This is a genomic window from Actinomycetospora sp. CA-053990, assembly GCF_050948445.1.
Lineage (GTDB): Bacteria > Actinomycetota > Actinomycetes > Mycobacteriales > Pseudonocardiaceae > Actinomycetospora > Actinomycetospora callitridis.
Map to the genome: position 1 here is coordinate 6,055,510 of NZ_CP192043.1, position 23,440 is coordinate 6,078,949.

Genomic DNA, 23,440 nt, shown 5'->3' on the forward strand with positions numbered 1-23,440 from the left:
CGTGACCGCGTCGGGGCGGGACGTCCCCGCCGAGGTCGCGCGCACCCGCGAGGCGCTGACGACGCTGCTCGCCCGCCTCGACCCGGACGTCGCCGACCGCGCCGCGGCGCCGCCCCCGCCTATGCGGCCGACCGTGGTGCTCGTCGGGGCGCCCGGACGGGGTCGCCGGGAGCTGCTGGCCGCGCTGCTCGGTCGGGACGAGGTCACCGTCGCGCACGCCACCCACGACGACCTCGGCGTGCCGCTGCTCGAGGAGCTGGACCTCGTCGTCCCCGCCCGCGGCCCCGACCCCGGCAGCTGGCCGGTCGACGGCGCCACCGCGGCGCTCGTGCTCGCCGACGCCGCCGCCCCGCTCGGGGCCGAGGAGCTCGACGCGCTCGCCCGCGCGGCCGGCCGGGTGGACACCGTCGTGTTCGCGCTGAGCCGCACCGATGCCCACCGCGGCTGGCGCACGGTGCTCGAGGCCGACCGCGCCCTGGTCGCCGAACATGTCCCGCGGCTCGCGGGGGCGCCGTGGTTCGCGGTCTCCGCCGAGCTCGCCCGCCGCGCGGGCACGGCCGAGATGCTGCCCGAGGCCGCCGAGGCCCTGCGTCGGCGCTCCGGCCTGGCCGCCCTGCAACGCGAGCTGCACCGCCTCGTCGCGCGCCGCCGCCGGATGCTCGCCGAGGCCAACGCGCTGCGCCTGCTCGCCGCCGGGCTGGACGGGGTCGCAGCCAGGGCCGAGGCGACCCGGAGCGCCCTGCGCGCCCCGGCCGACGGGGTCGGCGACCTCGCCCGCCGTCGCGACGAGCTCCTCGCCGCCCGGGCCGCGCTGCGCCGTGACCACCACACGCGCTGGCGCGCGGACCTCGCCGCCGCCCGCGTGGCCGCCGCCGACGACCTCGCCGCGCGCGTCCGCGCCCTCGCGACGGCCACGCGCGGGCGCATCGACGACGCCGACCGCGCCGGGCTCGCCGCGGTCCCGCGCGACCTCGCCGCCGAGGTGGAGACGCTGGCGGCCGCCGTGGTCGAGGGCCTCGGCACGCGTCTGCGCGGGCTGGTCGCGGCGACCCTCGCCGACCTCGTGCCGGCCGGCGAGCTGCCGTCCCTGCGGGTCGCGGATCGAGGGTGGCCGACGCCGCCGAGCCCGGCCTCGTGCCCCCGCCGCGGACGCGGCCCGCCGAGGACCGCCTGCTCGTGGTCGCCGGGGCGTCGGGCGGGCTCGGGCTCTCCGCCTCGCGCTGCTGCCGCTGCTCGCCGTCCCGATCGCGCCGGTCGCGCTCGGCGCCGCGCTCGTCCCGGTGTCGGTGGGGCTCGGGCTGGGCGCGGCGGGCTGGGTCGCGCGGGCCCGGCGCCTCGCCGCCGACCGCGCGCACCTGCGCCAGTGGGCGGCCGAGGCGCTCGCGGAGGTGCGCGGCGACCTCGACCGGGTGCTCGCCGACGCGCTCATCACCACCGAGCGGAGGTCACGCTCGCCCTCGACGCCGCACTCGAGCACCGCGCGCGGGATCTCGACGACGCGCTGGCCGCCGCGGAGCGCGCCGTGCGGCACGCGGGCGCCGACCGGACCGCCGCCGACCGCGCCGCGGCGCACACCGCGGCGGAGGCCCGCGAGGGACGCGACCGTGCCGAGGCGCTGCTGCGGCGGCTCGCCGCACTGCGGGACCGCGTGGATCTCCCCGAACCGCCACCACGGGAGGCGGCGGCGACCTAGCCTCGCGCCATGGTCGAGCTGCCCGACGACTCCTCGCTGGACTCCGGGCTCCACCCCGAGGCCCACGTCGATCCCGGCGGCCCCGCCGCCGAGCTGCTGGTCGCGGCGCCCGACGGCCCGCACGCGCTCGGTCCGGCGACGGTCGACAGCGACGCCGACGGGCGCGCCGACACCGCCGTGGTCGCCGGGCCGGACGCCCTCGAGCTGGGCACCGACGTCGACGGCGACGGGCGCGTCGACGTGCTCACCCGGGTGCTCGCCGACGGCACGGCGACCACCGCCACCATCACCGCCACCACGCCCGGGCTGCCGGGCGAGAGCTGGGACGAGGGCCCGCCCCCGCCCGCGCCGACCATCGATCCGGTCACCGGACGGTGGGTCCGCGGCGGTTGATCCCCCGACCCGGTCGCCCGCGGCCGGTAGGTTCGGCGCCCGTGGAGAGATCCGGGACGCACGCGGTCGGCCACCCGGTCGACCAGGACTTCCTCGCCCTGCCCCTCGCGGCCCTCGCCGACGCCGCGCTCGACGCCGCGCGCCGGGGCGGGGCCCAGCACGCCGACCTGCGCGTGCACCGCCTGCGCACCCAGCACCTCGAGCTGCGCGACGGGCGGGTGGTCGTCGCCGCCGACTCCGAGAGCCTCGGGCTGGCCGTGCGCGTCCTGCGCGACGGCGTGTGGGGGTTCGCCGCCCACGTCGACCTGACCCCCGAGGTCGCGGTGGCCACGGCGCACCGGGCTCTCGACGTCACGGCGACCCTCGCGTCGCTGGCCACCGAGCGCGTCACGCTCGCCGACGAGCCCGTGCACGCCGATGCGGTCTGGGTCTCGCCGTACGACGTCGACCCGTGGGCCGTCGACGTCGCCGAGAAGATCGCCCTGCTCACCGACCGGTCGGCGGCCCTGCTCGCCGCGTCCGGTGTCGACCACGTCTCGGCGAGCCTCGTGCAGGTCAAGGAGCAGAGCTTCTACGCCGACACGGCCGGCACCACGACCACCCAGCAACGCGTGCGCGTCGACCCCGACATCTCGATCACCACGGTCGACCGGGCCGGCGGGGCCTTCGAGTCGCTGCGCACGCTCGCGCCCCCGGCCGGGCGCGGCTGGGAGTACCTCACCGGCACGGGCTGGGACTGGGGCGCCGAGCTCACCGAGCTCCCGGAGCTGCTCGCCGAGAAGGTGCGGGCGCCGAGCGTCGAGGCGGGCCCCACGGACCTCGTCATCGACCCCACCAACCTGTGGCTCGTCATCCACGAGTCGATCGGGCACGCCACCGAGTACGACCGCGCCATCGGCTACGAGGCGGCCTACGCCGGCACGAGCTTCGCGACGCCCGACAAGCTCGGCACCCTGCGCTACGGCAGCGACGTCCTCACGGTGACCGGCGACCGCACCGTCCCCCACGGCCTCGCGAGCGTCGGCTACGACGACGACGGGGTCGCCGCGCAGGAGTTCGACCTCGTGCGCGACGGCGTGCTCGTCGGCTACCAGGTCGACCGGTCGTTCGCGCCGCGCCTCGGTCTCGACCGGTCCAACGGCTGCGCCTACGCCGACTCCGCGGAGCACGTGCCCCTGCAGCGGATGGCGAACGTGTCGCTGCGGCCCGACCCGGTCACCGACAGGCCGACGTCGGAGCTGATCGGCGCGGTGGAGGACGGCCTCTACGTCGTCGGCGACCGCTCCTGGTCGATCGACATGCAGCGCTACAACTTCCAGTTCACCGGGCAGCGCTTCCACCGCATCCGCGGGGGCGAGCTCGTCGGGCAGGTCCGCGACGTCGCCTACCAGGCGACGACCACCGACTTCTGGGGCTCGCTCGAGGCCGTCGGCGGGCCCTCGACGTGGCGGCTCGGCGGCGCGTTCAACTGCGGCAAGGCCCAGCCCGGCCAGGTCGCGCCCGTCAGCCACGGCTGCCCGTCAGCCCTGCTGCGCGGCGTCAACGTCCTCAACACGGGGAGCGGATCGTGACCACCTCGGGCTCGACCCTCGTCGAGCGCGCCCTCGCGATCGCCTCCGCGCAGGTCCCGGACGCGGGCGCGGTCGCCCTGGTCCGCGAGGTCTCCGAGGCCGTCGTGCGGTGGGCGAACTCCACGATGACCACGAACGGCAACACCGTCGAGCGGCGGCTCTCGGTGGTCGTGCTCGTGCCCCTCGAGGGCGGCACCGGCGCGGGCGTCGCCACCGTGCCGGCTCCGACGGGACTCGCCGACGGCCCGGAGGGCGACGCGGTGCTCACCGACGCCGTCGCGGGCGCGGTGCAGGCCGCCCGCCGGGCCGGTCCCGCCCGCGACGCGGCGCCGCTGCCCGAGCCCGCCGGCGCGGCCGACGCGCACTGGGACGAGGGCGCCGAGGACACCTCGACCGCCGTGTTCGCCCGGCTCGCCGAGGAGCTCGGCGCGTCCTTCCGGCACGGCGAGGCGTCGTTCGGGTTCGCCGACCACCGCGTCACCACGACCTGGCTGGGCACCTCCGCGGGTGTCCGCCGCCGCTGGGTCGAGCCGTCGGGGTCGGTCGAGCTCAACCTCAAGGACCCGGCCACGGGCACGTCGGTCTGGGGCGGGGAGGGGGCCACCGACATCGGCGCGGTCGACGTCGCCGCGCTCGTCGAGCGTCTGCGGAACCGGCTGCCGTGGGGTGCCCGGCGGATCGACCTCCCGGCCGGGCGCTACGAGACGCTGCTCCCGCCGTCCGCGGTGTCCGACCTGATGATCTACCTGGCCTGGTCGATGGGCGGGCGGCCCGCGCAGGAGGGCCGCTCGGCCTTCTCGCGGGCCGGCGGCACCCGGGTCGGCGAGCGGCTCGGGGACCTGCCCCTGACGCTCGCGGGCGACCCGGCCGGCGCCGGCTTCGCCGACCTCGCCTACACCCCGGTGCTCGCCACGACGTACTCCGGCGACGAGGTGTCGGTGTTCGACAACGGCGCCACCACCGGGCGCGTGGAGTGGGTGCGCGACGGCACGGTCGCGACGCTCGCCTACCCGCGGGCGGCGGCCACCGAGTACGGGGCGTCGTTCGCGGCGCCCACCGACAACCTCGTGCTCACCGGCGGCGACGACGCCACGCTCGAGGAGATGGTGGCGACCACCGGACGCGGCCTGCTGCTGACCTGCCTCTGGTACATCCGCGAGGTCGACCCGACGACGCTGCTGCTCACCGGCCTGACCCGCGACGGCGTCTACCTGGTGGAGGGCGGCGAGATCGTCGGCGAGGTGAACAACTTCCGCTTCAACGAGTCGCCGCTCGACCTCCTGCGCCGCGCCACCGAGGCCGGCGCCACCGAGCGCACGCTGCCGCGCGAGTGGAAGGACTGGTTCACCCGCGCCGCCATGCCCCCGCTGCGCATCCCCGACTTCCACATGACCTCGGTGTCCCTGGGCCGCTAGGTGCGCTTCGCGCATGTGAGCACTTCGGAGTGCTCTGGCACTCCGAAGTGCTCACGTGCGCCGGAGGCGCACACTGGACGGCGTGATCCGGTCGGTGATGCGCTCCACCGCGCCCCAGACGGCGTGGGAGGCCGAGGTCCCCGTCCGCGGGGACGTCGCCGCGCTCGCGACGCTGCTCGCCGAGGGTGGGGCGGTGGTGCTCACCGGCGCCGGGATCTCCACCGACTCGGGCATCCCCGACTACCGCGGCCCGACGAGCGCGCAGCGCCGCCACGCCCCGATGACCTACGACGCGTTCGTCGGCGACCCCGTCGCCCGGCACCGCTACTGGGCCCGCAGCCACGTCGGCTGGCCGCAGATCGCCGGCGCCCGGCCCAACGAGGGGCACCGCGCCGTCGCGTCGCTGCAGCGCGCGGGCCTGCTGCACGGCGTCATCACCCAGAACGTCGACGGGCTGCACCAGAAGGGGGGCGCACGCGACGTCGTCGAGCTGCACGGGGCGCTGGGTCGCGTCGTGTGCCTGGGCTGCCGTGCGGCGCTGGGACGGGAGCGGGTCCAGGAGGACCTGGCCGCCCTGAACCCGGACTTCGACACGCGGGCCACGGAGATCAACCCCGACGGCGACGCCGAGCTGCCCGACGCCGAGCTCGACCGCTTCACGATGACCGGCTGCCCGTCCTGCGGCGACGGGCCGCTGAAGCCGGACGTCGTCTTCTTCGGCGAGTCCGTGCCACGCGCGCGGGTCGACCACTGCTTCGAGCTCGTCGAGCGGGCGCGCTCGCTGGTCGTCCTCGGCTCCTCGCTGACGGTGATGTCGGGGTTGCGCTTCGTGCGCGCCGCGGCCCGTCGTGATCTCCCCGTCGCCGTCGTGACCGCCGGGCCCAGCCGGGCCGACGACGTCGCGGCCATCCGTCTCACCGAGGCGCTCGGAGAGGTCCTGCCTGCGACGTTGACCACGCTCGGCCTCGGCGAACGAGCCTGAATCGTTCAGCTTGATCGTGTAAGTGAGTCCCCCGACAGCGACTCGGCGGTGTCGCGGAGAAGAAGTCTCGTTAACGTCGGAGACCACCATCGGAGGCTCTTCCCGGGCACGTCGCCGTGTCCGGGGGTGCTTCCGTTCCCGAGGCGACCGGGCCGCTTCGCGGTCTCGGCGTTCGGCGATCGAGCGACCGAGGAGACGCATGACTGCCGTTCCGACCATCCAGGGACTCGACAACCCGCCGATCCGACGCCGTGAGGTGCTCGACTGGGTGAACGAGGTCGCGGACCTCACCACGCCCGACAGGGTCGTGTGGTGCGACGGGTCCCAGGACGAGTGGGACCGGCTCACCTCCGAGCTCGTCGAGGCCGGGACCTACGTCCGGCTCGACCCGGCCAAGAAGCCGAACTCGTTCTACGCCGCCTCCGACCCCGACGACGTCGCGCGCGTCGAGGAGCGCACCTTCATCTGCTCGGTCAACGAGGCCGACGCGGGGGTCACCAACAACTGGATGGACCCGGCCGAGATGAAGGCCACGATGCGGGAGCTCTACCGCGGCTGCATGCGCGGTCGGACGATGTACGTCATCCCGTTCTGCATGGGGCCCGTGAACGCCGAGCACCCGAAGCTGGGCGTCGAGATCTCCGACAGCGCTTACGTCGTCACCTCGATGCACATCATGACGCGCATGGGCCCCGAGGTGCAGCGGCGCCTCGACGAGGGCGACACCGAGTGGGTCCCGGCGCTGCACTCGGTCGGCGCCCCCCTCGAGCGCGGCCAGCAGGACGTCAAGTGGCCGTGCAACGACACCAAGTACATCAGCCACTTCCCCGACACCCGCGAGATCTGGAGCTTCGGGTCCGGGTACGGCGGCAACGCGCTGCTCGGCAAGAAGTGCTACTCGCTGCGGATCGCGTCGGCGATGGCGCGCGACGAGGGCTGGCTCGCCGAGCACATGCTGATCCTCAAGCTGATCAGCCCGGAGGACAAGGCGTACTACATCGCGGCCGCGTTCCCGTCGGCCTGCGGCAAGACGAACCTCGCGATGCTGCAGCCCACCATCCCGGGCTGGCGCGCGGAGACCGTCGGTGACGACATCGCCTGGATGCGGTTCGGTGCCGACGGCCGGCTCTACGCGGTGAACCCGGAGTTCGGCTTCTTCGGCGTGGCGCCCGGGACGAACTGGAAGACCAACCCGAACGCGATGCGCACCATCGAGCAGGGCAACGCCCTGTTCACCAACGTCGCGCTGACCGATGACAACGACGTCTGGTGGGAGGGACTCGAGGGCGACCCCGAGCACCTCACCGCGTGGACCGGGGACGACTGGACGCCCGGCTCGGCCAAGCCGGCGGCCCACCCGAACTCGCGCTACACCGTGCCGATCTCGCAGTGTCCCGTCGTCGCGCCCGAGTGGGACGACCCGCAGGGCGTGCCGATCTCGGCGATCCTCTTCGGCGGTCGCCGCAAGACGACGATCCCGCTGGTCACCGAGTCCTTCGACTGGCAGCACGGCACCTTCATGGGCGCCACGATGTCGAGCGAGATGACGGCCGCGGCCAAGGGCGGCAAGGGCCAGGTCCGCCGCGACCCGATGGCGATGCTGCCCTTCCTCGGCTACAACGTCGGCGACTACTTCCAGCACTGGGTGGACGTGGGCAAGAACGCCGACGCCACCAAGCTCCCGTCGATCTTCTACGTCAACTGGTTCCGCCGGGGCGAGGACAACCGCTTCCTGTGGCCCGGGTTCGGCGAGAACAGCCGCGTGCTGAAGTGGATCATCGAGCGCCTCGAGGGCAAGGCCGCCGCCACCGAGACGCCGATCGGCCACGTCCCGAGCGCCGACCAGATCGACGTCGAGGGTCTCAGCGAGCCGATGGAGGACATCGAGGCGTCGCTGCGCTTCGACGTCGACGAGTGGCGCGAGGAACTGCCCCTCATCGAGGAGTGGTTCGAGAAGATCGGCGAGAAGCTGCCGACCTCCATGCGCGACGAGCTCGAGTCCCTCAAGCAGCGCCTCGACGCGAGCTGATCCGCTCTCCCCCGACCGAACGACACGGCGCCCTCGCTGCTCGGAAGAGCAGCGAGGGCGCCGTTCGTTCGTCCCGGGCCGTGCAGACGGCCGAGCCGCCTCGGCCGCCTCGGCCGACCCGGTCGCACGCGCTTCACCCCGACGTGACGCGGGCTTAGGATCGCGGCGCTCTGCGTGAGCGCGCGATGACAGGGAGGTCATGGGATGACGACGAGCGCCCCACCACCGGGGGAATCCTCGAGCCCGACGGACGAGACGTCGGCGCCCTCCCGTGGCTGGACCGACGTGAAGTTCCGCCCGGTCAACCTGCTCCTGCTCATCCCGCTGATCTCGATCCTGCCGTTCCTGTTCAACCAGGCGGAGCCGACGCTGATCGGGATGCCGTTCTTCTACTGGTTCCAGATGGCCGTGATCCCCGTCGGCATCCTGTGCACCGTCGCCGTCCACCGGCTCACCCGCCACGTCGACGAGGAGGGTGACCGGTGACCGGCGCGCAGGTCGTCCAGCTGATCGTCTTCACGCTGCTGTTCATCGGCGTCGCCGCGATGGGCTTCATGGCCAGCCGCTGGCGTCGCGCCGACGACATCGAGCACCTCGACGAGTGGGGCCTCGGCGGGCGCAAGTTCGGCTCGTGGGTGACGTGGTTCCTGCTCGGCGGGGACCTCTACACCGCGTACACGTTCGTCGCGATCCCTGCGCTGCTGTTCTCGTCCGGCGCCCTGGGCTTCTACGCCGTGCCCTACACGATCATCGCGTTCCCGCTGGTCATGCTGCCGCTGCTGCGCCTGTGGTCGGTCTCCCGCGTGCACGGCTACGTGACGCCTGCCGACTTCGTCCGCGGCCGCTACGACTCGCCGGTGCTGGCGCTGCTCGTCGCGATCACCGGGATCGTCGCGACGATGCCCTACATCGCCCTGCAGCTCGCCGGGCTCGAGGCCGTGCTGCGCACGATGGGCCTCAACGGGTCGGGGTTCTGGGGCCACGCGCCGCTGTTCGTCGCGTTCGTGGTGCTCGCCGCGTACACCTACCAGTCGGGGCTGCGCGCGCCGGCGCTGATCGCGGTGGTCAAGGACCTGCTGATCTACCTGGTCATCCTCGTGGCGATCATCTACCTGCCGCTCAAGCTCGGCGGCTGGGGCACGATCTTCGACGCCGGCGCGGCCAAGCTCTCCCAGCCCTCGCCGAGTACCGGGCAGCCGATGGGCTCGACGCTGCTCACGGCGAACAACCAGCTCCAGTACGCGACGCTGGCGCTCGGCTCGGCGCTGGCGCTGTTCCTCTACCCGCACTCGGTCACCGGGGTGCTCTCCAGCTCCAGCCGCGGCACCATCCGGCGCAACATGGCGGCGCTGCCCGCCTACTCGTTCCTGCTCGCGCTGCTGGCCCTGCTCGGCTACGTCGCGATCGCGGCGGGCAGCAAGCCGATCATCAACGGCTCCACCGGCCGCCCCGACACCAACACCATCGTCCCGGTGCTGTTCGCCGGGCAGTTCCCGTCCTGGTTCGCGGGTATCGCCTTCGCCGCGATCGGCATCGGCGCGCTCGTGCCCGCCGCGATCATGTCGATCGCCGCCGCGAACCTGTGGACCCGCAACATCTACAAGGAGTACATCCACCGCGGCGCGACCCCGCGCGAGGAGGCCCGCCAGGCCAAGTTCGCCTCGCTCGTGGTCAAGGTCGGCGCGGTGCTGTTCATCGTCGCGGTGGACCCGCAGTTCTCGGTCGACCTGCAGCTCATCGGCGGCGTGATCATCCTGATGACGCTGCCGGCGGTGGCGATCGCGCTCTACACGCGCTGGTTCCACCGCTGGGCGCTCATCGCCGGCTGGGCCGCCGGGATGGCGTGGGGGATGTACCTGCTCTACCAGATCCCCAACCCGTCGAACGGCAAGCAGCACTTCGGCGGCTCGGCGCTCGCCCTCGACAAGCTCTCGTTCTTCGGTTGGGCGCCGTGGGACGGCTCGCGTGTGCAGATCTACGTCGGCTTCGTGGCGCTCATCCTCAACATCGTCGTCTGCGTCGTGGCCACGTTCGTGCTGCGCGCGTTCGGCACCCCCGAGGGCCGCGACCACACGACCGGAGCGGACTACCACGCGACGCGCGTCCCCGAGTCCACGGCGCCGGAGGCCGTCACGAGCGTGTGACCGGGCCATACTCCCGGCCCATGACCCCCGCCGCCGGCACGCTGGCCGACGTCTCGCCCTCCCTGGCCGCCGCGCTCGGCGTCGAGGGGTTCGACGACCACCTCGGCGTCGGGCCGGCGCGCGGCACGGCGCTGATGCTCATCGACGGGCTGGGCGCGGACCTCCTCGCCGAGCACGCCGACCGGGCGCCGGTCCTGGCGGAGCTCGCGGCGCGCGGGCAGACCCTGCTGGCCGGCTTCCCGTCGACGACGGCCGTCAGCGTCACGAGCCTCGGCACCGGACTCCCGTCGGGTGAGCACGGCATCGTCGGCTACAGCATGGGCGTGCCGCCGCTCGACGACCCGGGCGCGCCGGCGGAGACGGTGCTCAACACCCTGCGCTGGTGCGCCCACGGGGCCACCGACCCCGTCGACCTGCGGCGCGAGCTCCCGCCCGAGGAGGTGCAGGCCGCGCCGACGGTGATGCAGCGCGCCGCCCGGGCCGGGGTCGCGGTCACCACGATCGCTCCGGAGATCCAGCGTCGCTCGGGCCTCACCCGGGCGGCGTTGCGGGGTGGCCGGTTCCACGGGGTGTCGGCCCTGGGCGACCTGGCCGCCGCGGTGCTCGACGCCCTCGCCACGAGCGCGGCCGAGGAACGCGCGTTCTGCTACGCCTACCACGGCGACCTCGACATGCTCGGCCACACGTTCGGCCCGGGCTCGATGCCGTGGCTGATGCAGCTCACGGTGATCGACCGGCTCGTCGGCGCGATCGCCGAGGAGCTGCCGTCGGACACGCTGCTCGCCGTCGTCGCCGACCACGGCATGGTCGGCACCGACTCCGGCTGGCGGATCGACCTCGACACCAGCCCCGAGCTCCTCACCGGCGTCCGTCGGCTCGCGGGCGAGGCCCGCGTGCGCCACGTCTTCACCGCCGCCGGTGCCGCCGACGACGTGGCCGCGGCCTGGCGCTCCGAGCTCGGCGACGCGGCGTGGGTGCGCACGCGCGACGAGGCGATCGACGAGGGCTGGTTCGGCCTCGAGGTCACCGACACCGCCCGCGGGCGCATCGGCGACGTCGTCGCCGCCGCGCAGGGGAACTGGACTCTCGTGCGCTCCCGCATCGAGCCGATGGAGACCGCGCTGATCGGCCACCACGGCTCGCTCACCGACGCCGAGCAGCGCGTCCCGCTGCTGCTCGCCCGGGGCTGAGAGGTGCGCTCCGCGCATGTGAGCAGTTCGGAGTGCTCGGGCACCTCGAAGTGCTCACGTGCGCGGAGCGCACACTGGGGCCGATGAGCGAGGAACCGTCGGCCGACGTCCGGGAACTGGCCACGCGCGTGTTCGACATGGCCCGCGACGGCGACGCCGCCTCGCTGGCGGCCTACCTCGACGCCGGGGTGCCCGTGGACCTCACCAACGAGAAGGGCGACACGCTCGTCATGCTCGCCGCGTACCACGGGCACGCCGACGCGGTGGCCGTGCTGGCCGCCCGCGGGGCCGACGTCGACCGCCTCAACGACCGCGGTCAGGCGCCCGTCGCCGGCGCGGTCTTCAAGGGCGAGGACGCCGTGGTCCGCGTCCTCGTCGAGGCCGGCGCCGACCCCCTCGCCGGGCACCCCACGGCCGTCGACACCGCCCGGATGTTCGGCCGCGAGGATCTCCTCGAGCTCCTCGGCCCCTGACACCCCGCCCGCGCCGGAGGTCGCGGGACAGCGCGACGGAGGAGCGCTGACGTGCGATTCCCTTGGCGCGACTAGAGCGCCTTGAGGATGTCCTCCACGCGCGCCTTCGCGTCGCCGAAGATCATCGAGGTGTTCGCGCGGAAGAACAGCGGGTTCTGCACGCCCGCGTAGCCCACCGCCATCGAGCGCTTGAACACGACGACGTTCTTGGCCTCCCACACGCGCAGGACGGGCATGCCGGCGATCGGGCTGCCCGGGTCCTCCATCGCGGCCGGGTTGACCGTGTCGTTGGCCCCGATGACGAGCACGACCGACGTCGAGGCGAGGTCGTCGTTGATCTCGTCCATCTCGAGGACGACGTCGTAGGGCACCTTCGCCTCGGCGAGCAGGACGTTCATGTGCCCCGGCAGGCGCCCGGCGACGGGGTGGATGCCGAACCGGACCTCGATGCCGCGCTCGACGAGCCGCCGGGTGAGGTCCGCGACCGGGTACTGCGCCTGGGCCACCGCCATGCCGTAGCCCGGGACGATGACCACCGACGACGCCTCGGTGAGCATCTCCGCCACGGCGTCGGCGTCGACCTCGCGGTGCTCGCCCTCCTCGGTGCCCGACGACGACGTGCCCGACTCGACGCCGAACCCGCCCGCGATGACCGAGAGGAACGAGCGGTTCATCGCCTGGCACATGACGTAGGAGAGGTACGCACCCGAGGACCCGACGAGGGCGCCGGTGACGATGAGCAGGGTGTTGTCGAGCAGGAAACCCGACGCGGCCGCGGCCCAGCCCGAGTAGCTGTTGAGCATCGAGACGACGACGGGCATGTCGCCGCCGCCGATCGACGCGACGAGGTGCCAGCCCAGCGCCAGGGCGACCGCGGTGATCGCGATCATCAGGCCGAGCGAGGGCGTCACGGTGAAGGCGACGGTCAGCGCGGCGAAGGCGACGAGCGCGCCGAGGTTGAGGGCGTTCTTGCCCGGCAGCGTCAGCGGGCGGGACTTCATCCGCCCGGAGAGCTTGCCGTAGGCGACGAGCGAGCCGGTGAACGTCACCGCGCCGATGAAGACGCCGATGCCGACCTCGACGGAGTGAATCCCGAGGAGCTCGGTGGGCACCGTCGTTTGCGTCGGACCGACCGCCTCCACCTCGAGGTACCCGTTCCACCCCACCAGCACGGCGGCCAGACCGACGAAGCTGTGCAGCAGCGCGATGAGCTCGGGCATGCCCGTCATCTCGACGACCCGCGCGCGCCAGAGCCCGATGCCGCCGCCGACGACCATGGCGACGGCGAGGAGCGCGATCGCGCCGGCCGTGAGCGACTCCGCCGCGAGCACCACGGTCGCGACGAGGGCGACGGCCATGCCGGCGATGCCGTAGGCGACGCCCGCCCGCGCGGTCTCGTGCTTGGAGAGCCCGGCGAGACTCATCACCGTCAGGAGGGCGGCGACGATGTAGGCGGCCGTGGCCGCGGTTCCGGCGCTCATGAGGCAGGCCCCTTCGTGAACATCGCGAGCATCCGGCGGGTCACCGCGAAGCCACCGACGATGTTGATGCTGGCCAGCAGGATCGCCACGAACGCGAGCACCGAGACCACCGTGCCGTGCTGCCCGAACTGCAGCAGCGCCCCGACCACCACGACGCCGGAGATCGCGTTCGTCACCGACATCAGCGGGGTGTGCAGGGCGTGGTGGACCTTGCCGATGACGTAGTAGCCGATCACCACGGCCAGCACGAACACCGTGAGGTTGGTGGCGAGCGCGGGCGGCGCGAAGGCCGTCGCGGCGAAGAGCAGCGCGAACGCCACAGCGATCAGCGCGTAGCGCCGGGCCGGCGACGCGACCTTCGCGGGCGCCACCACCGGCGTCGACGCCGCAGGCTCGACCGGCGCTCTGTCAACGTTCCCGCCCGCCCCGGCCGACACCGAGATCGGCGGCGGGGGCCAGAGCACCTCGCCGTGGTGGGTGACGGTGACCCCGCGGACCACGACGTCGTCGAGGTCGAGCACCAGCCGCCCGTCCTTCTCCGGGACGAGCAGCTTGAGCAGGTTGACCAGGTTCGTGCCGTAGAGCTGGGAGGCCTGCGCGGGCAGCCGGGCGGCGAGGTCGGTGTCGCCGACGATGATGACGCCGTTCTCGGTGACGACGACCTCGTCGGCCACCGAGCCCTCGACGTTGCCACCCTGGCCCGCGGCCATGTCCACCACGACGCTGCCGGGCTTCATGAGCGCGACGTCGGCGGCGGTGAGCAGCCGTGGCGCCGCGCGCCCCGGGATCAGCGCGGTGGTGATGACGACGTCGACGTCGGCGGCCTGCTCGGTGTAGATCTCGGCGGCCCGGGCGTCGTAGGCCTCCGAGGTCGCGCGGGCGTACCCGTCGGTGCTGGCCTCCTGCTCCTCCACCTCGACCGCGAGGAAGTCCCCGCCCAGGGACCGGACCTGCTCCGCGACCTCGGGCCGCGGGTCGGTGGCCCGCACCACGGCGCCGAGGCTCGACGCCGCGCCGATCGCGGCGAGGCCGGCGACCCCGGCCCCGGCGACGAGCACCTTGGCCGGCGGGACCTTGCCCGCCGCCGTGACCTGCCCGGTGAAGAAGCGGCCGAAGCGGTGGGCGGCCTCGACCACCGCGCGGTAGCCCGCGATGTTGGCCATCGAGCTCAGCACGTCCAGCGACTGCGCCCGCGAGATGCGCGGGACGGCGTCGGTGGCGAGGACCGTGATGCCGCGGCGGGCGAGGTCGGCGAGCAGGTCCGGGTTCCGCGCGGGCCCGACCATCGCGACGAGCGTGGTGCCCGGAGCCAGGCGGTCGAGGTGCTCGGCGTCCGGCGTGCGCAGCGCGAGCAGGACGTCGGCGGTCCAGGGATCCCCGATCTCCGCGCCGGCCGCCGCGTAGGCGTCGTCGGTGAAGCTCGCGCGCTCCCCCGCCCCCGGCTCGACGACGACCGTCGCCCCCAGGTCGATCAGACCCACCACCGTGGCCGGCGTCGCGGCCACCCGGGTCTCGCGAGCCCCGGGCTCCCGGGGCACACCGATGCGCACCGTCGCGCTCCTCTGCTCTCTCGTCCGCCACGTGCGCCGTCACCAGCAACGACGCCGCGCGGACCGTCCGGACGTTCGTCCGAACGGGCTGTCGATGGCGACCCTAATCTCACGTCCGTGAAACATTCGCGTGGAGGTCCTGTCTCACATCGGGACGATCGTCACCCCACCGGACCGGTCCCGGAATCCGGACGCGAGTCCACGGCGTTGTCCCTGCCATGCGTGATCCCGTGCTCTCGGTCCTCGACCTCTCCCCGGTCCCCTCCGGCACGCCGACCTCGGCGGCGCTGCACGAGACGATCGAGCTGGGGCGGACCGTCGAGCGCGCCGGCTACCGGCGGATGTGGCTCGCCGAGCACCACGGCATCCCGAGCGTCGCGAGCTCCAGCCCCGAGATCCTGATCCAGGCGGTCGCGAGCGCGACGAGCACGCTGCGGGTCGGCTCCGGCGGGATCATGCTGCCGAACCACAGCCCGTTGAAGGTCGCCGAGACGTTCCGCGCGCTGGAGGGGCTGCACCCGAACCGCATCGACCTCGGCCTCGGCCGCGCCCCGGGCACCGACCCGCGCACCGCGATCGCGCTGCGCCGCAGCCGCGAGGCGCTGACCGCCGACGACTTCCCCGAGCAGTTCGCCGAGCTCCGCGGCTACGTCGACGGCTTCCCCGAGGGTCACCACTTCGCCGGGATCGCCGCCATGCCGAACGACGTCCCGCTCCCGCCCGTCTGGATCCTCGCCTCGAGCTACTACGGCGGGCAGGCCGCGGCCGCCTTCGGCACGGGCTTCGCCTACGCCGGGCACTTCGGTGGCGCGGATCCGGGCCAGGCGACCCGGATCTACCGCGAGCAGTTCCGCCCGAGCGACGCCGCGGGCGCCCAGGACCCGCACGTGATCCTCGCCGCTGCGGTGATGTGCCACGAGGACCCCGAGCGCGCCCGCGCCATGGGCCGCGCGCACGCGCTGTCGATGGCCCGCCTGCGCACCGGGAACCCGGGCCCGCTGCCGAGCCCGGAGGAGGCGATGGCCCACGACTGGAGCCCCGCCGAGCTCCAGGTCGAGCAGTCCATGGCGTCGAAGATGACGGCCGGCACCCCCGACGAGGTCCGCGACGACCTCGAGCGCCGGGCGCGCGAGGCGGACGCCGACGAGGTCATGCTCGTGACGCCGATTCACGACGTCGCCGAGCGGCGGCGGTCGTACGAGCTGGTGGCGCAGGCCTTCGGCGTCTCCGGGCCGGCCGTGACGAACGCCCCGCCGTCGCTCGCCCAGGTGTAGTGCTCGTGTAACCGTCCGGAAACAGCTCCCCCGCAGCGTGGGAGCGTGCCCTCGTCCACCACCGGGTCGGTGACCCCGGTACCGACCCACTGCCCGTACTGCTCCCTGCAGTGCGGCATGACGCTGACCCCGCGGGAGCAGGGTGCGGGCCCGGTGCTCGAGGTGGCGGGCGCGAACTTCCCGACCAACCGCGGCGGGCTCTGCGAGAAGGGCCTGTCGTCGGCCGAGCTCCTCGACCACCCGGACCGGCTGACGACGCCCCTGGTCCGCGACCACCGCGACGCGCCGTTCCGCGAGGCCACCTGGGACGAGGCCTACGACCGCATCGTCACGGCGCTGACCGTCGCCCAGGAGCGCCACGGCCGCGACGCCGCGGGGCTCTTCGGCGGGGGTGGGCTGACCAACGAGAAGGCCTACCAGGCCGGCAAGTTCGTGCGGGTCGCGCTGCGCAGCGCGTCGATCGACTACAACGGCCGCTTCTGCATGTCGTCGGCGGCCGCCGCGGCGACGAAGGCGTTCGGGATCGACCGCGGGATGCCGTTCCCGCTGGCCGACATCGCCCGCGCGGACACCGTCATGCTCGTCGGCGCCAACCCGGCCGACACCATGCCGCCGGCGATGCGCTGGTTCGCCGCCGGCGTCGAGCGCGGCGCACGCCACCTCGTCGTCGATCCCCGCTACACCGCGACCGCGGCGACGGCCGACGTGCACCTGCAGCCGGTGCCGGGGACCGACCTGGCCCTGGCCAACGGGCTGCTCCACCTCGCGATCAAGCACCGTCTCGTCGACGCGGGCTACATCGCCGAGCGCACCACCGGCTGGCCTTCGGTCCGGCGCGCGATGCGCCAGTACTGGCCCGACCGCGTCGAGCGGATCACCGGGGTCCCGGTGAGGGTCATGGAGCGCGCGGTGCACCTGCTCGCCGAGTCGCGGGCCACCATGATCCTCTCCGCCCGCGGCGCCGAGCAGCACGCGAAGGGCTCGGACACGGCCCTGGCCTGGATCAACCTGGCGCTCGCCCTCGGCCTGCCCGGCCGCCCGTCCTCCGGGTGGGCGACGATGACCGGCCAGGGCAACGGCCAGGGCGGGCGCGAGCACGGGCAGAAGGCCGACCAGTTGCCCGGCTACCGGATGCTCGCCGACCCCGCCGCCCGCGCGCACGTCGCCGGCGTCTGGGGCATCGACCCCGACGAGCTCCCGCAGCCCGGGGTCTCCGCCTACGAGATGCTCGACCGCCTCGGCACGCCGGGCGGCGTGCGGGCGCTGCTGGTCATGGCGTCGAACATCGCGGTCTCGGCGCCACGGGCCGCCCACGTGCGGGAACGGCTCGGCGCCCTCGACTTCCTCTGCGTCTCGGACCTGTTCCTCAGCGAGACCGCCGAGCTCGCCGACGTCGTCCTGCCCTGTGCCCAGTGGGCCGAGGAGGAGGGCACCATGACCAACCTCGAGGGCCGCGTCCTGCGGCGACGCCGGGCCGTCGAGGCCCCCGACGGCGTGCGCAGCGACCTCGTCGTCCTCGCCGAGATCGCCGACCGGCTGGGCCGCGGGGCCTTCTTCGACCGCGAGCCCCGCGCGGTGTTCGACGAGCTGCGCCGGGCGAGCGCGGGCGGGAAGGCCGACTACGCGGGCATCAGCTACGAGCGCATCGACGCCGAGCGCGGCGTCTTCTGGCCGTGCCCATCCGAAGATCACGAGGGCACGCCGCGCCTCTTCCAGGACGGCTTCGCCACGCCGGACGGCCGCGCGCGCTTCCACGTCGTGCACCACCGCGACGCCGCCGAACCGCCCGACGACGAGTACCCGTACCGCCTGACGACCGGGCGCAGCCGGGCGCACTACCAGTCCGGCACGCAGACCCGGCGGACCAAGACGCTGCTCGACGCCGAGCCCGAGCCCGTCGTCGACATCCATCCCGACCTGGCCGCGCGGCTCGGCGTCACCGACGGGAGCGACGTGTCGCTGCGCACCCGGCGGGGGGCGGCGCGGATGCGCGCGCGGCTCTCGCCGGAGATCCGCCCCGACACCGTCTTCGCCCCCTTCCACTGGTCGGGCGAGGCGACGATCAACGACCTCACGAACCCCGCCCTCGACCCGACGTCCCGGATGCCCGAGTTCAAGACCTGCGCCGTGGCCCTCGAGGCCGCGGAGTCCACCCACGGAGAGGACGCCGACACGTGATGACCACCCCGCGATTCCTGCAGGGCGCCTTCGAGTTCGAGGGGCACGGGCTGGCCAAGCCCGCGCTGCTGGACCCGAGCCTGAGCTACACCGTGCCCGAGGGGGTCACCGGCCAGGTGCTCTACGTCCGCGCCGGCAACTCCTCCGACGAGCTCGTGTCCGTCCTGCTCGCCTTCGACGGCACGCCGTCGCGGTGGCTCCCGGTCGGCGCGAAGAGCGACATGCACGTCTCGCTGCGCGTCGTGGAGGACCTCCTCGCCGGGAGCACCGTCGAGATCCACTACTCGGCCCCCGAGGGCGCCACCGGCACCCTCGTCGTCGACTGCGGACTGGTGGAGGTCTAGGGGTGACGCAAACCGCGGATCGACCGGAGACCGAGCAGGAGAGCCCCGCGAAGAGCCGCCTCGTGGTGGTGGGCAACGGCATGTCCGGGGCCCGCGCGCTCGAGGAGATCCTCGCCCGCGGCGGCGGGGACACCTTCACCATCGAGGTCTTCGGCGACGAGCCCTACGGCAACTACAACCGGATCCTGCTGTCCGAGGTGCTCGCGAACGCGGCGGGCCGGGCCGTGGACGACGAGGACGCCGACGGGGAGGACGAGCTCTACCTCAACCCCCTGGACTGGTACGACGAGAACGGCATCACGCTGCACGCCGGCGTCCGGATCGTGCGCATCGACCGGCACGCCAAGGTCGTCTACGGCGACGACGGGTCGGTGACGCCGTACGACACGCTCGTCCTCGCCACCGGCAGCCGCTCGTTCTTCCCGCCCATGGAGGGCATGTGGGCGTCGAAGACCGAGCTGACGCCCGGGGTGTTCGGGTTCCGGTCGCTGGACGACGCGACGTCGATGCTCGCCCACATCAAGCAGCACCGGACCGCGGTCGTGATCGGCGGCGGGCTGCTGGGTCTCGAGGCGGCCGCGGGGCTGCAGGCGCACGGGGTCGCGGTGCACGTCGTGCACCCGACCGAGGTGCTGATGAACCAGCAGCTCGAGGCCGAGGCGTCGAAGGTGCTGCGCTCGAAGCTCGAGGACATGGGCATGCACCTGCACCTCGGGGTGAAGACGAACGAGATCCTGGTCGAGGACGGCCGTGTGTCCGGGGTCCGCTTCACCGACGGCTCGGACCTCGCGTGCGACATGGTCGTCGTCACCGCCGGCATCCGCCCCAACATCGGGCTCGCGATGGTCTCGGGCCTCGAGACGCAGCGTGCGATCGTCGTGGACGACAAGCTGCGGTCGGTCGACGACGACTCGATCTTCGTGGTCGGCGAGTGCGCGCAGCACCGCGGCGAGGTCTACGGCGTCGTCGGGCCGTTGTGGGAGCAGGCCGCGGTCCTCGCCGACGTCGTCACCGGGGCGGATCCCGACGCCGAGTACCACGGCTCGCGGCTGGCGACGAAGCTCAAGGTCGCCGGCGTGGACGTCGCCCAGATGGGCGTGAAGGTCCCCGAGAGGTCGTCGGACGAGTTCGTGCAGTTCTCCGAGACCGGGCGCGGCGTCTACCAGACCGTCGTCATCCGCGACGGCACGCTGATCGGCGCGACGCTCGTCGGCGACGTCAGCAAGGTCGCGGCGCTGACCCAGGCCTTCGACAGCCGCTCGGCGCTGCCCGAGGAGCGCATCAAGCTGCTCTTCGACCTCGGCAGCGCCGCCGACGCCGCGGGCGCCGCCGACCTCCCGGCCGACACCCAGATCTGCCACTGCAACGGCGTCTCGAAGGGCGACCTCGTCGCGTGCGTCCACGACGGCGCCGAGTCGGTGTCGGCGTGCATGGCCGCGACCCGGGCGGGCAAGGGCTGCGGCTCCTGCAAGGGACTCGTGAAGGAGGTCGTCGAGGCGGCGCTCGGGGGCGCGGGCGTGGAGGACCCGGCCGAGCGCTACTACGTCCCGGGCATCCCCCTGGACAAGCCGACGCTCATGGCGGAGATCCGGTCCCGGGGCCTGAAGTCGGTCTCCAGCGTGTTCGCCGCGCTCGCTCCGGACGGCAAGGACCACGTCGGCTCGAAGATGGGGCTCACCGCCCTGCTGCGGATGATATGGCCCGACGACCACGTCGACGAGCGCGACGGCCGGTTCATCAACGACCGGGTGCACGCCAACATCCAGCGCGACGGCACGTTCTCGGTCGTGCCGCGCATGTCCGGCGGCGTCACGAGCCCCGACCAACTGCGCCGCATCGCCGACGTCGCCGACAAGCACGAGATCCCGATGGTGAAGCTGACCGGCGGCCAGCGCATCGACCTGCTCGGCGTCCCGAAGGAGAAGCTGCCGGAGGTCTGGGCCGACCTCGACATGCCCTCGGGCTGGGCGTACGGCAAGAGCTTCCGGACGGTGAAGACCTGCGTCGGCACCGACTTCTGCCGGTTCGGGCTGGGCGACTCCACGCGGCTCGGCATCGACATGGAGGAGCGCTACAAGGGCGTCGAGGGGCCGGCGAAGATGAAGCTCGCCGTCTCCGGCTGCCCGCGGAACTGCGCCGAGTCGATGGTGAAGGACGTGGGGCTTGTGGCCGTTGAAGGCGGCCGATGGCAGATCTACGTCGGCGGCGCGGCCGGGGCGACGATCCGCAAGGGCGACATCCTCGCCACCGTCGACTCCCACGATGAGGCGCTGCGGATCACCGGCCGGTTCCTGCAGTACTACCGCGAGAACGCCAACTGGCTGGAACGCACCTACGACTTCGTGCCGCGCATGGGCCTCGACCACCTGATCGGCGTGGTCGTCGACGACGTCGAGGGCATCGCGGACGAGCTCGACGCGCGCATGCAGGAGACCGTCGACCGCTACGCCGACCCGTGGGCGACCGACCGGACCGAGGCCACGCCGGGCCAGTTCCACGACGCGCTGCCGCTGGTCCCGCTCCCGCAGGTGCCCGGCAGGACGAGCTCGAGCCGGGACGGGGTGTCGTCGTGAGCAGCACCGAGGAGGCCGTCGAGGCGCGTCTCGGCCCCGTCGAGCGGATCCCCCTGGGCGAGGGGCGGGCGTACCTCGTCGGCGACGAGCCCGTGGCCGTGTTCCGGCCGCGCTCGGGCGGGCTGCACGCGTTGCGGGCGATCTGCCCCCACCGCGGCGGGCCGCTCGCCGACGGGCTCGTCGGCGGAGACACCGGTGATGGGGAGGTCGTGATGTGCCCGCTGCACAACCACCAGTTCTCCCTGGTCGACGGCTCCTGCGCGACCGGCGCGGACGACGTCGCGGCCTACACGGCCACCGAGGAGGACGGCGAGCTCGTGGTCCGCCTGGGCTGACCTCGTCGTGGGGGCCGAGAATGGGGGTCATGCCGACCGTCGACCGCTTCACCGACGAGATCGTCCTGCACACCGCGGCCTTCGCGGACGCCGTGCACGCCGCCGGCCAGGAGGCGCGGGTCCCGTCGTGCCCGGACTGGTCGGTGCGCGACCTCGCCGAGCACCTCGGCGCCGTGCACCGCTGGTGCGCGGGCACCGTGTCGCGGCCCGGCGAGAAGCTCGTGCGCCGGGGGCCCACCGACCCGCCGATGCCGGCCGCCGACGACGAGGTCTCGACCTGGCTCCTGGCGGGCGCCGCCACGGTGACCGAGGCGATCCGCGCCGCCGGCGAGGACACGGTGGTCGGCGGCTTCGGGACGATGGCGCCGGTGTCGTTCTGGGCGCGGCGCCAGTGCCACGAGACGCTGGTGCACCGCGTCGACGCCGAGCTCGCGGCGGGCGGTCCGGTGCTGGCCGGCGTGGACCCCGTGATCGCCGTCGACGCCGTGGACGAGCACCTGGCGATGATCGCGATGGGCGCCAGGCGTCGTCCCGAGCTGCGGGCGGACGGCGCGACGCTGCACCTGCACGCGACGGACGAGGGGCTGGACGGTGCCGGCGAGTGGGTGGTGACGCTCGGTGCCGAGGGCCCGGTGATCGAGCACGCGCACCGCAGGAGCGACGCGGCGGTGCGCGGTCCCGCGACCGCCCTGCTCACCGTGCTCACGAGCCGCCGACGCCCCGAGGACGCCGGTGTCGACGTCCTCGGGGCCTCGGAGCTGCTCACGCTGTGGCGTGAGCAGGGGGCCATGTAGTCGGAGCGACGGGGCTACAGCGACCCGGTGAAGACCGCGTGCTCGTGGTCGAACGAGGGCACCACGTCGACCTGGGCCTCGCCCGCGTCGGTCGTCGTGGAGAACGCGACGTCGTAGGTCAGGCTGCGGCCGGGCTGCAGCTGGTTCTGCGGGGGCAGGCCCATCTCGCTGTCGAAGACCTGCGAGGACGGGGCGCCGGCGGTCGACATCGCGACCGACAGCAGGGTGGGGTCGAAGGCCCGGCCGGTGTTGTTGGTGACGCGCACGGTCACCTGGAACGCGTGCGGGTTGGTGTGCCCGGCGGCGTAGCTCGAGGGGTCGTAGGCGGTCGGCCGGTCGACGGTGACGGCCAGGCCGTCGGCGTAGGTGAAGGTCTGGCCGAAGCCCACCGCGGACGTGGCCGGGGCCGAGGCGCCGGAGGTGTCGGGCGTGCCGGAGGCGGCCGGGGTGGTGGCACCGATCGCGGACAGGTCCTCGCCCAGCTGGGTCACGGCGTTGGCGACGATGACCATGCCGGTGATCCCGAGCGCGACGGCAAGCACGCAGGCCACGACGCCGCTCACGGCGGTCCTGGTGTTGGTGGCGACGCGGCGACGGGCGCGCTGCACGCCGACGAGGCCGAGCACCAGGCCGACGATCCCCAGCAGGATCGCGCCGATGCCGAACAGCGGGATCAGGCCGACCACCAGGCCGCACAGGCCCAGCACCAGCCCCGCGATGCCGAGGCCGTTGCGCGGCGCCACGGGCGGCTGGGGCGGCATCACCGGCACGCCCGGCATGAGCGGCATCCCCGCGCCCGGCGCCCTCCGCGGCGCCGGCACCGCCGCCGCGCGGGCGGCGTCGAGCGCGGCCCGCGGGATCGGCATGGTCGGCGGCTCGACCGGCGCCGAGGTCTCGGCGGGAGCGCGGTGACGCGGCGGCTGGACGGTGGTCATGGTGTGCGTATCCCCCGACGAGATGCGTGGTGTCCGCCGGACGGCGGACCTGCCGCTGATGTCGTCGGGGGCGACGATCCGTTAGC

General features: G+C 73.7%; 19 protein-coding genes. 16 read left to right on the plus strand and 3 right to left on the minus strand.

From position 1 onward, the window contains the following. The first annotated feature begins 1 nt into the window (after position 1). The 10 genes from ACQPYN_RS30825 to ACQPYN_RS30870 all read left to right on the plus strand — a co-directional run bounded on the left by ACQPYN_RS30825 (position 2) and on the right by ACQPYN_RS30870 (position 11,890). Entirely contained in the window at positions 2–1,693 is a 1,692-nt protein-coding gene (locus tag ACQPYN_RS30825) for a hypothetical protein (RefSeq protein ID WP_433031042.1), read from the plus strand. Between the two features lie 9 nt (positions 1,694–1,702). Next, a complete protein-coding gene (locus ACQPYN_RS30830; RefSeq protein WP_433031045.1) occupies positions 1,703–2,086 on the plus strand; it encodes a DUF6802 family protein in 384 nt (127 codons plus the stop codon). A gap of 41 nt (positions 2,087–2,127) precedes the next feature. Continuing rightward, positions 2,128–3,657 (plus strand): TldD/PmbA family protein, encoded by a 1,530-nt coding sequence (locus tag ACQPYN_RS30835; RefSeq protein WP_433031048.1) that lies wholly within the window; start codon positions 2,128–2,130, stop codon positions 3,655–3,657. Next, positions 3,654–5,072, plus strand: coding sequence for a metallopeptidase TldD-related protein (locus ACQPYN_RS30840; protein ID WP_433031051.1), 1,419 nt, complete (start codon positions 3,654–3,656; stop codon positions 5,070–5,072). The genes ACQPYN_RS30835 and ACQPYN_RS30840 overlap by 4 nt, the downstream gene beginning before the upstream one ends. A gap of 97 nt (positions 5,073–5,169) precedes the next feature. Further along, on the plus strand, positions 5,170–6,054 hold the full coding sequence (locus tag ACQPYN_RS30845) for an NAD-dependent protein deacetylase (protein ID WP_433039147.1): 885 nt from the start codon (positions 5,170–5,172) through the stop codon (positions 6,052–6,054). 199 nt (positions 6,055–6,253) lie between these two features. Continuing rightward, entirely contained in the window at positions 6,254–8,083 is a 1,830-nt protein-coding gene (locus tag ACQPYN_RS30850; protein ID WP_433031053.1) for a phosphoenolpyruvate carboxykinase (GTP), read from the plus strand. A gap of 204 nt (positions 8,084–8,287) precedes the next feature. Continuing rightward, on the plus strand, positions 8,288–8,569 hold the full coding sequence (locus tag ACQPYN_RS30855; protein WP_433031055.1) for a DUF3311 domain-containing protein: 282 nt from the start codon (positions 8,288–8,290) through the stop codon (positions 8,567–8,569). After that, positions 8,566–10,227, plus strand: a complete 1,662-nt coding sequence (gene mctP, locus ACQPYN_RS30860; protein WP_433031058.1) for a monocarboxylate uptake permease MctP — start codon at positions 8,566–8,568, stop codon at positions 10,225–10,227. The genes ACQPYN_RS30855 and mctP overlap by 4 nt, the downstream gene beginning before the upstream one ends. Positions 10,228–10,247: 20 nt before the next feature. Continuing rightward, positions 10,248–11,417 carry an alkaline phosphatase family protein gene (locus ACQPYN_RS30865; protein ID WP_433031061.1) on the plus strand — a complete coding sequence of 390 codons (1,170 nt, stop codon included), beginning with the start codon at positions 10,248–10,250 and terminating at the stop codon, positions 11,415–11,417. An 83-nt stretch (positions 11,418–11,500) separates the two neighbouring features. After that, positions 11,501–11,890, plus strand: coding sequence for an ankyrin repeat domain-containing protein (locus tag ACQPYN_RS30870; RefSeq protein WP_433031064.1), 390 nt, complete (start codon positions 11,501–11,503; stop codon positions 11,888–11,890). Positions 11,891–11,961: 71 nt separating this feature from the next. On the opposite strand, the gene pntB is transcribed toward ACQPYN_RS30870, so the two are convergent. Both pntB and ACQPYN_RS30880 read right to left on the minus strand, forming a co-directional pair. Then, entirely contained in the window at positions 11,962–13,371 is a 1,410-nt protein-coding gene (gene pntB / locus ACQPYN_RS30875; RefSeq protein ID WP_433031067.1) for a Re/Si-specific NAD(P)(+) transhydrogenase subunit beta, read from the minus strand. After that, on the minus strand, positions 13,368–14,921 hold the full coding sequence (locus ACQPYN_RS30880) for a Re/Si-specific NAD(P)(+) transhydrogenase subunit alpha (RefSeq protein WP_433031070.1): 1,554 nt from the start codon (positions 14,919–14,921) through the stop codon (positions 13,368–13,370). Before ACQPYN_RS30880 ends, pntB begins: the two co-directional genes overlap by 4 nt. Positions 14,922–15,139: 218 nt before the next feature. Here ACQPYN_RS30880 and ACQPYN_RS30885 point away from each other — a divergent pair, with 218 nt between their 5' ends. Genes ACQPYN_RS30885 through ACQPYN_RS30910 form a run of 6 tightly spaced genes read left to right on the plus strand, consistent with a single transcriptional unit; the run spans position 15,140 to position 22,419 of the window. Beyond that, on the plus strand, positions 15,140–16,195 hold the full coding sequence (locus ACQPYN_RS30885; RefSeq protein WP_433031073.1) for an LLM class flavin-dependent oxidoreductase: 1,056 nt from the start codon (positions 15,140–15,142) through the stop codon (positions 16,193–16,195). Between the two features lie 45 nt (positions 16,196–16,240). Continuing rightward, entirely contained in the window at positions 16,241–18,373 is a 2,133-nt protein-coding gene (locus tag ACQPYN_RS30890; RefSeq protein WP_433031076.1) for a molybdopterin oxidoreductase family protein, read from the plus strand. Beyond that, positions 18,373–18,717, plus strand: a complete 345-nt coding sequence (locus ACQPYN_RS30895; protein WP_433031079.1) for a molybdopterin oxidoreductase — start codon at positions 18,373–18,375, stop codon at positions 18,715–18,717. The genes ACQPYN_RS30890 and ACQPYN_RS30895 overlap by 1 nt, the downstream gene beginning before the upstream one ends. A 2-nt stretch (positions 18,718–18,719) precedes the next feature. Next, positions 18,720–21,290 carry a nitrite reductase large subunit NirB gene (gene nirB / locus ACQPYN_RS30900; protein ID WP_433031082.1) on the plus strand — a complete coding sequence of 857 codons (2,571 nt, stop codon included), beginning with the start codon at positions 18,720–18,722 and terminating at the stop codon, positions 21,288–21,290. After that, entirely contained in the window at positions 21,287–21,625 is a 339-nt protein-coding gene (locus ACQPYN_RS30905) for a Rieske (2Fe-2S) protein (RefSeq protein ID WP_433031085.1), read from the plus strand. Before nirB ends, ACQPYN_RS30905 begins: the two co-directional genes overlap by 4 nt. Positions 21,626–21,654: 29 nt before the next feature. Then, the gene (locus ACQPYN_RS30910; protein WP_433031088.1) at positions 21,655–22,419 is read left to right on the plus strand and encodes a maleylpyruvate isomerase family mycothiol-dependent enzyme; all 765 of its coding nucleotides are present in this window, start codon (positions 21,655–21,657) and stop codon (positions 22,417–22,419) included. A gap of 14 nt (positions 22,420–22,433) precedes the next feature. Here ACQPYN_RS30910 and ACQPYN_RS30915 read toward each other — a convergent pair whose 3' ends face one another. Continuing rightward, a complete protein-coding gene (locus ACQPYN_RS30915) occupies positions 22,434–23,354 on the minus strand; it encodes a hypothetical protein (protein WP_433031091.1) in 921 nt (306 codons plus the stop codon). Between the last annotated feature and the right edge of the window lie 86 nt (positions 23,355–23,440).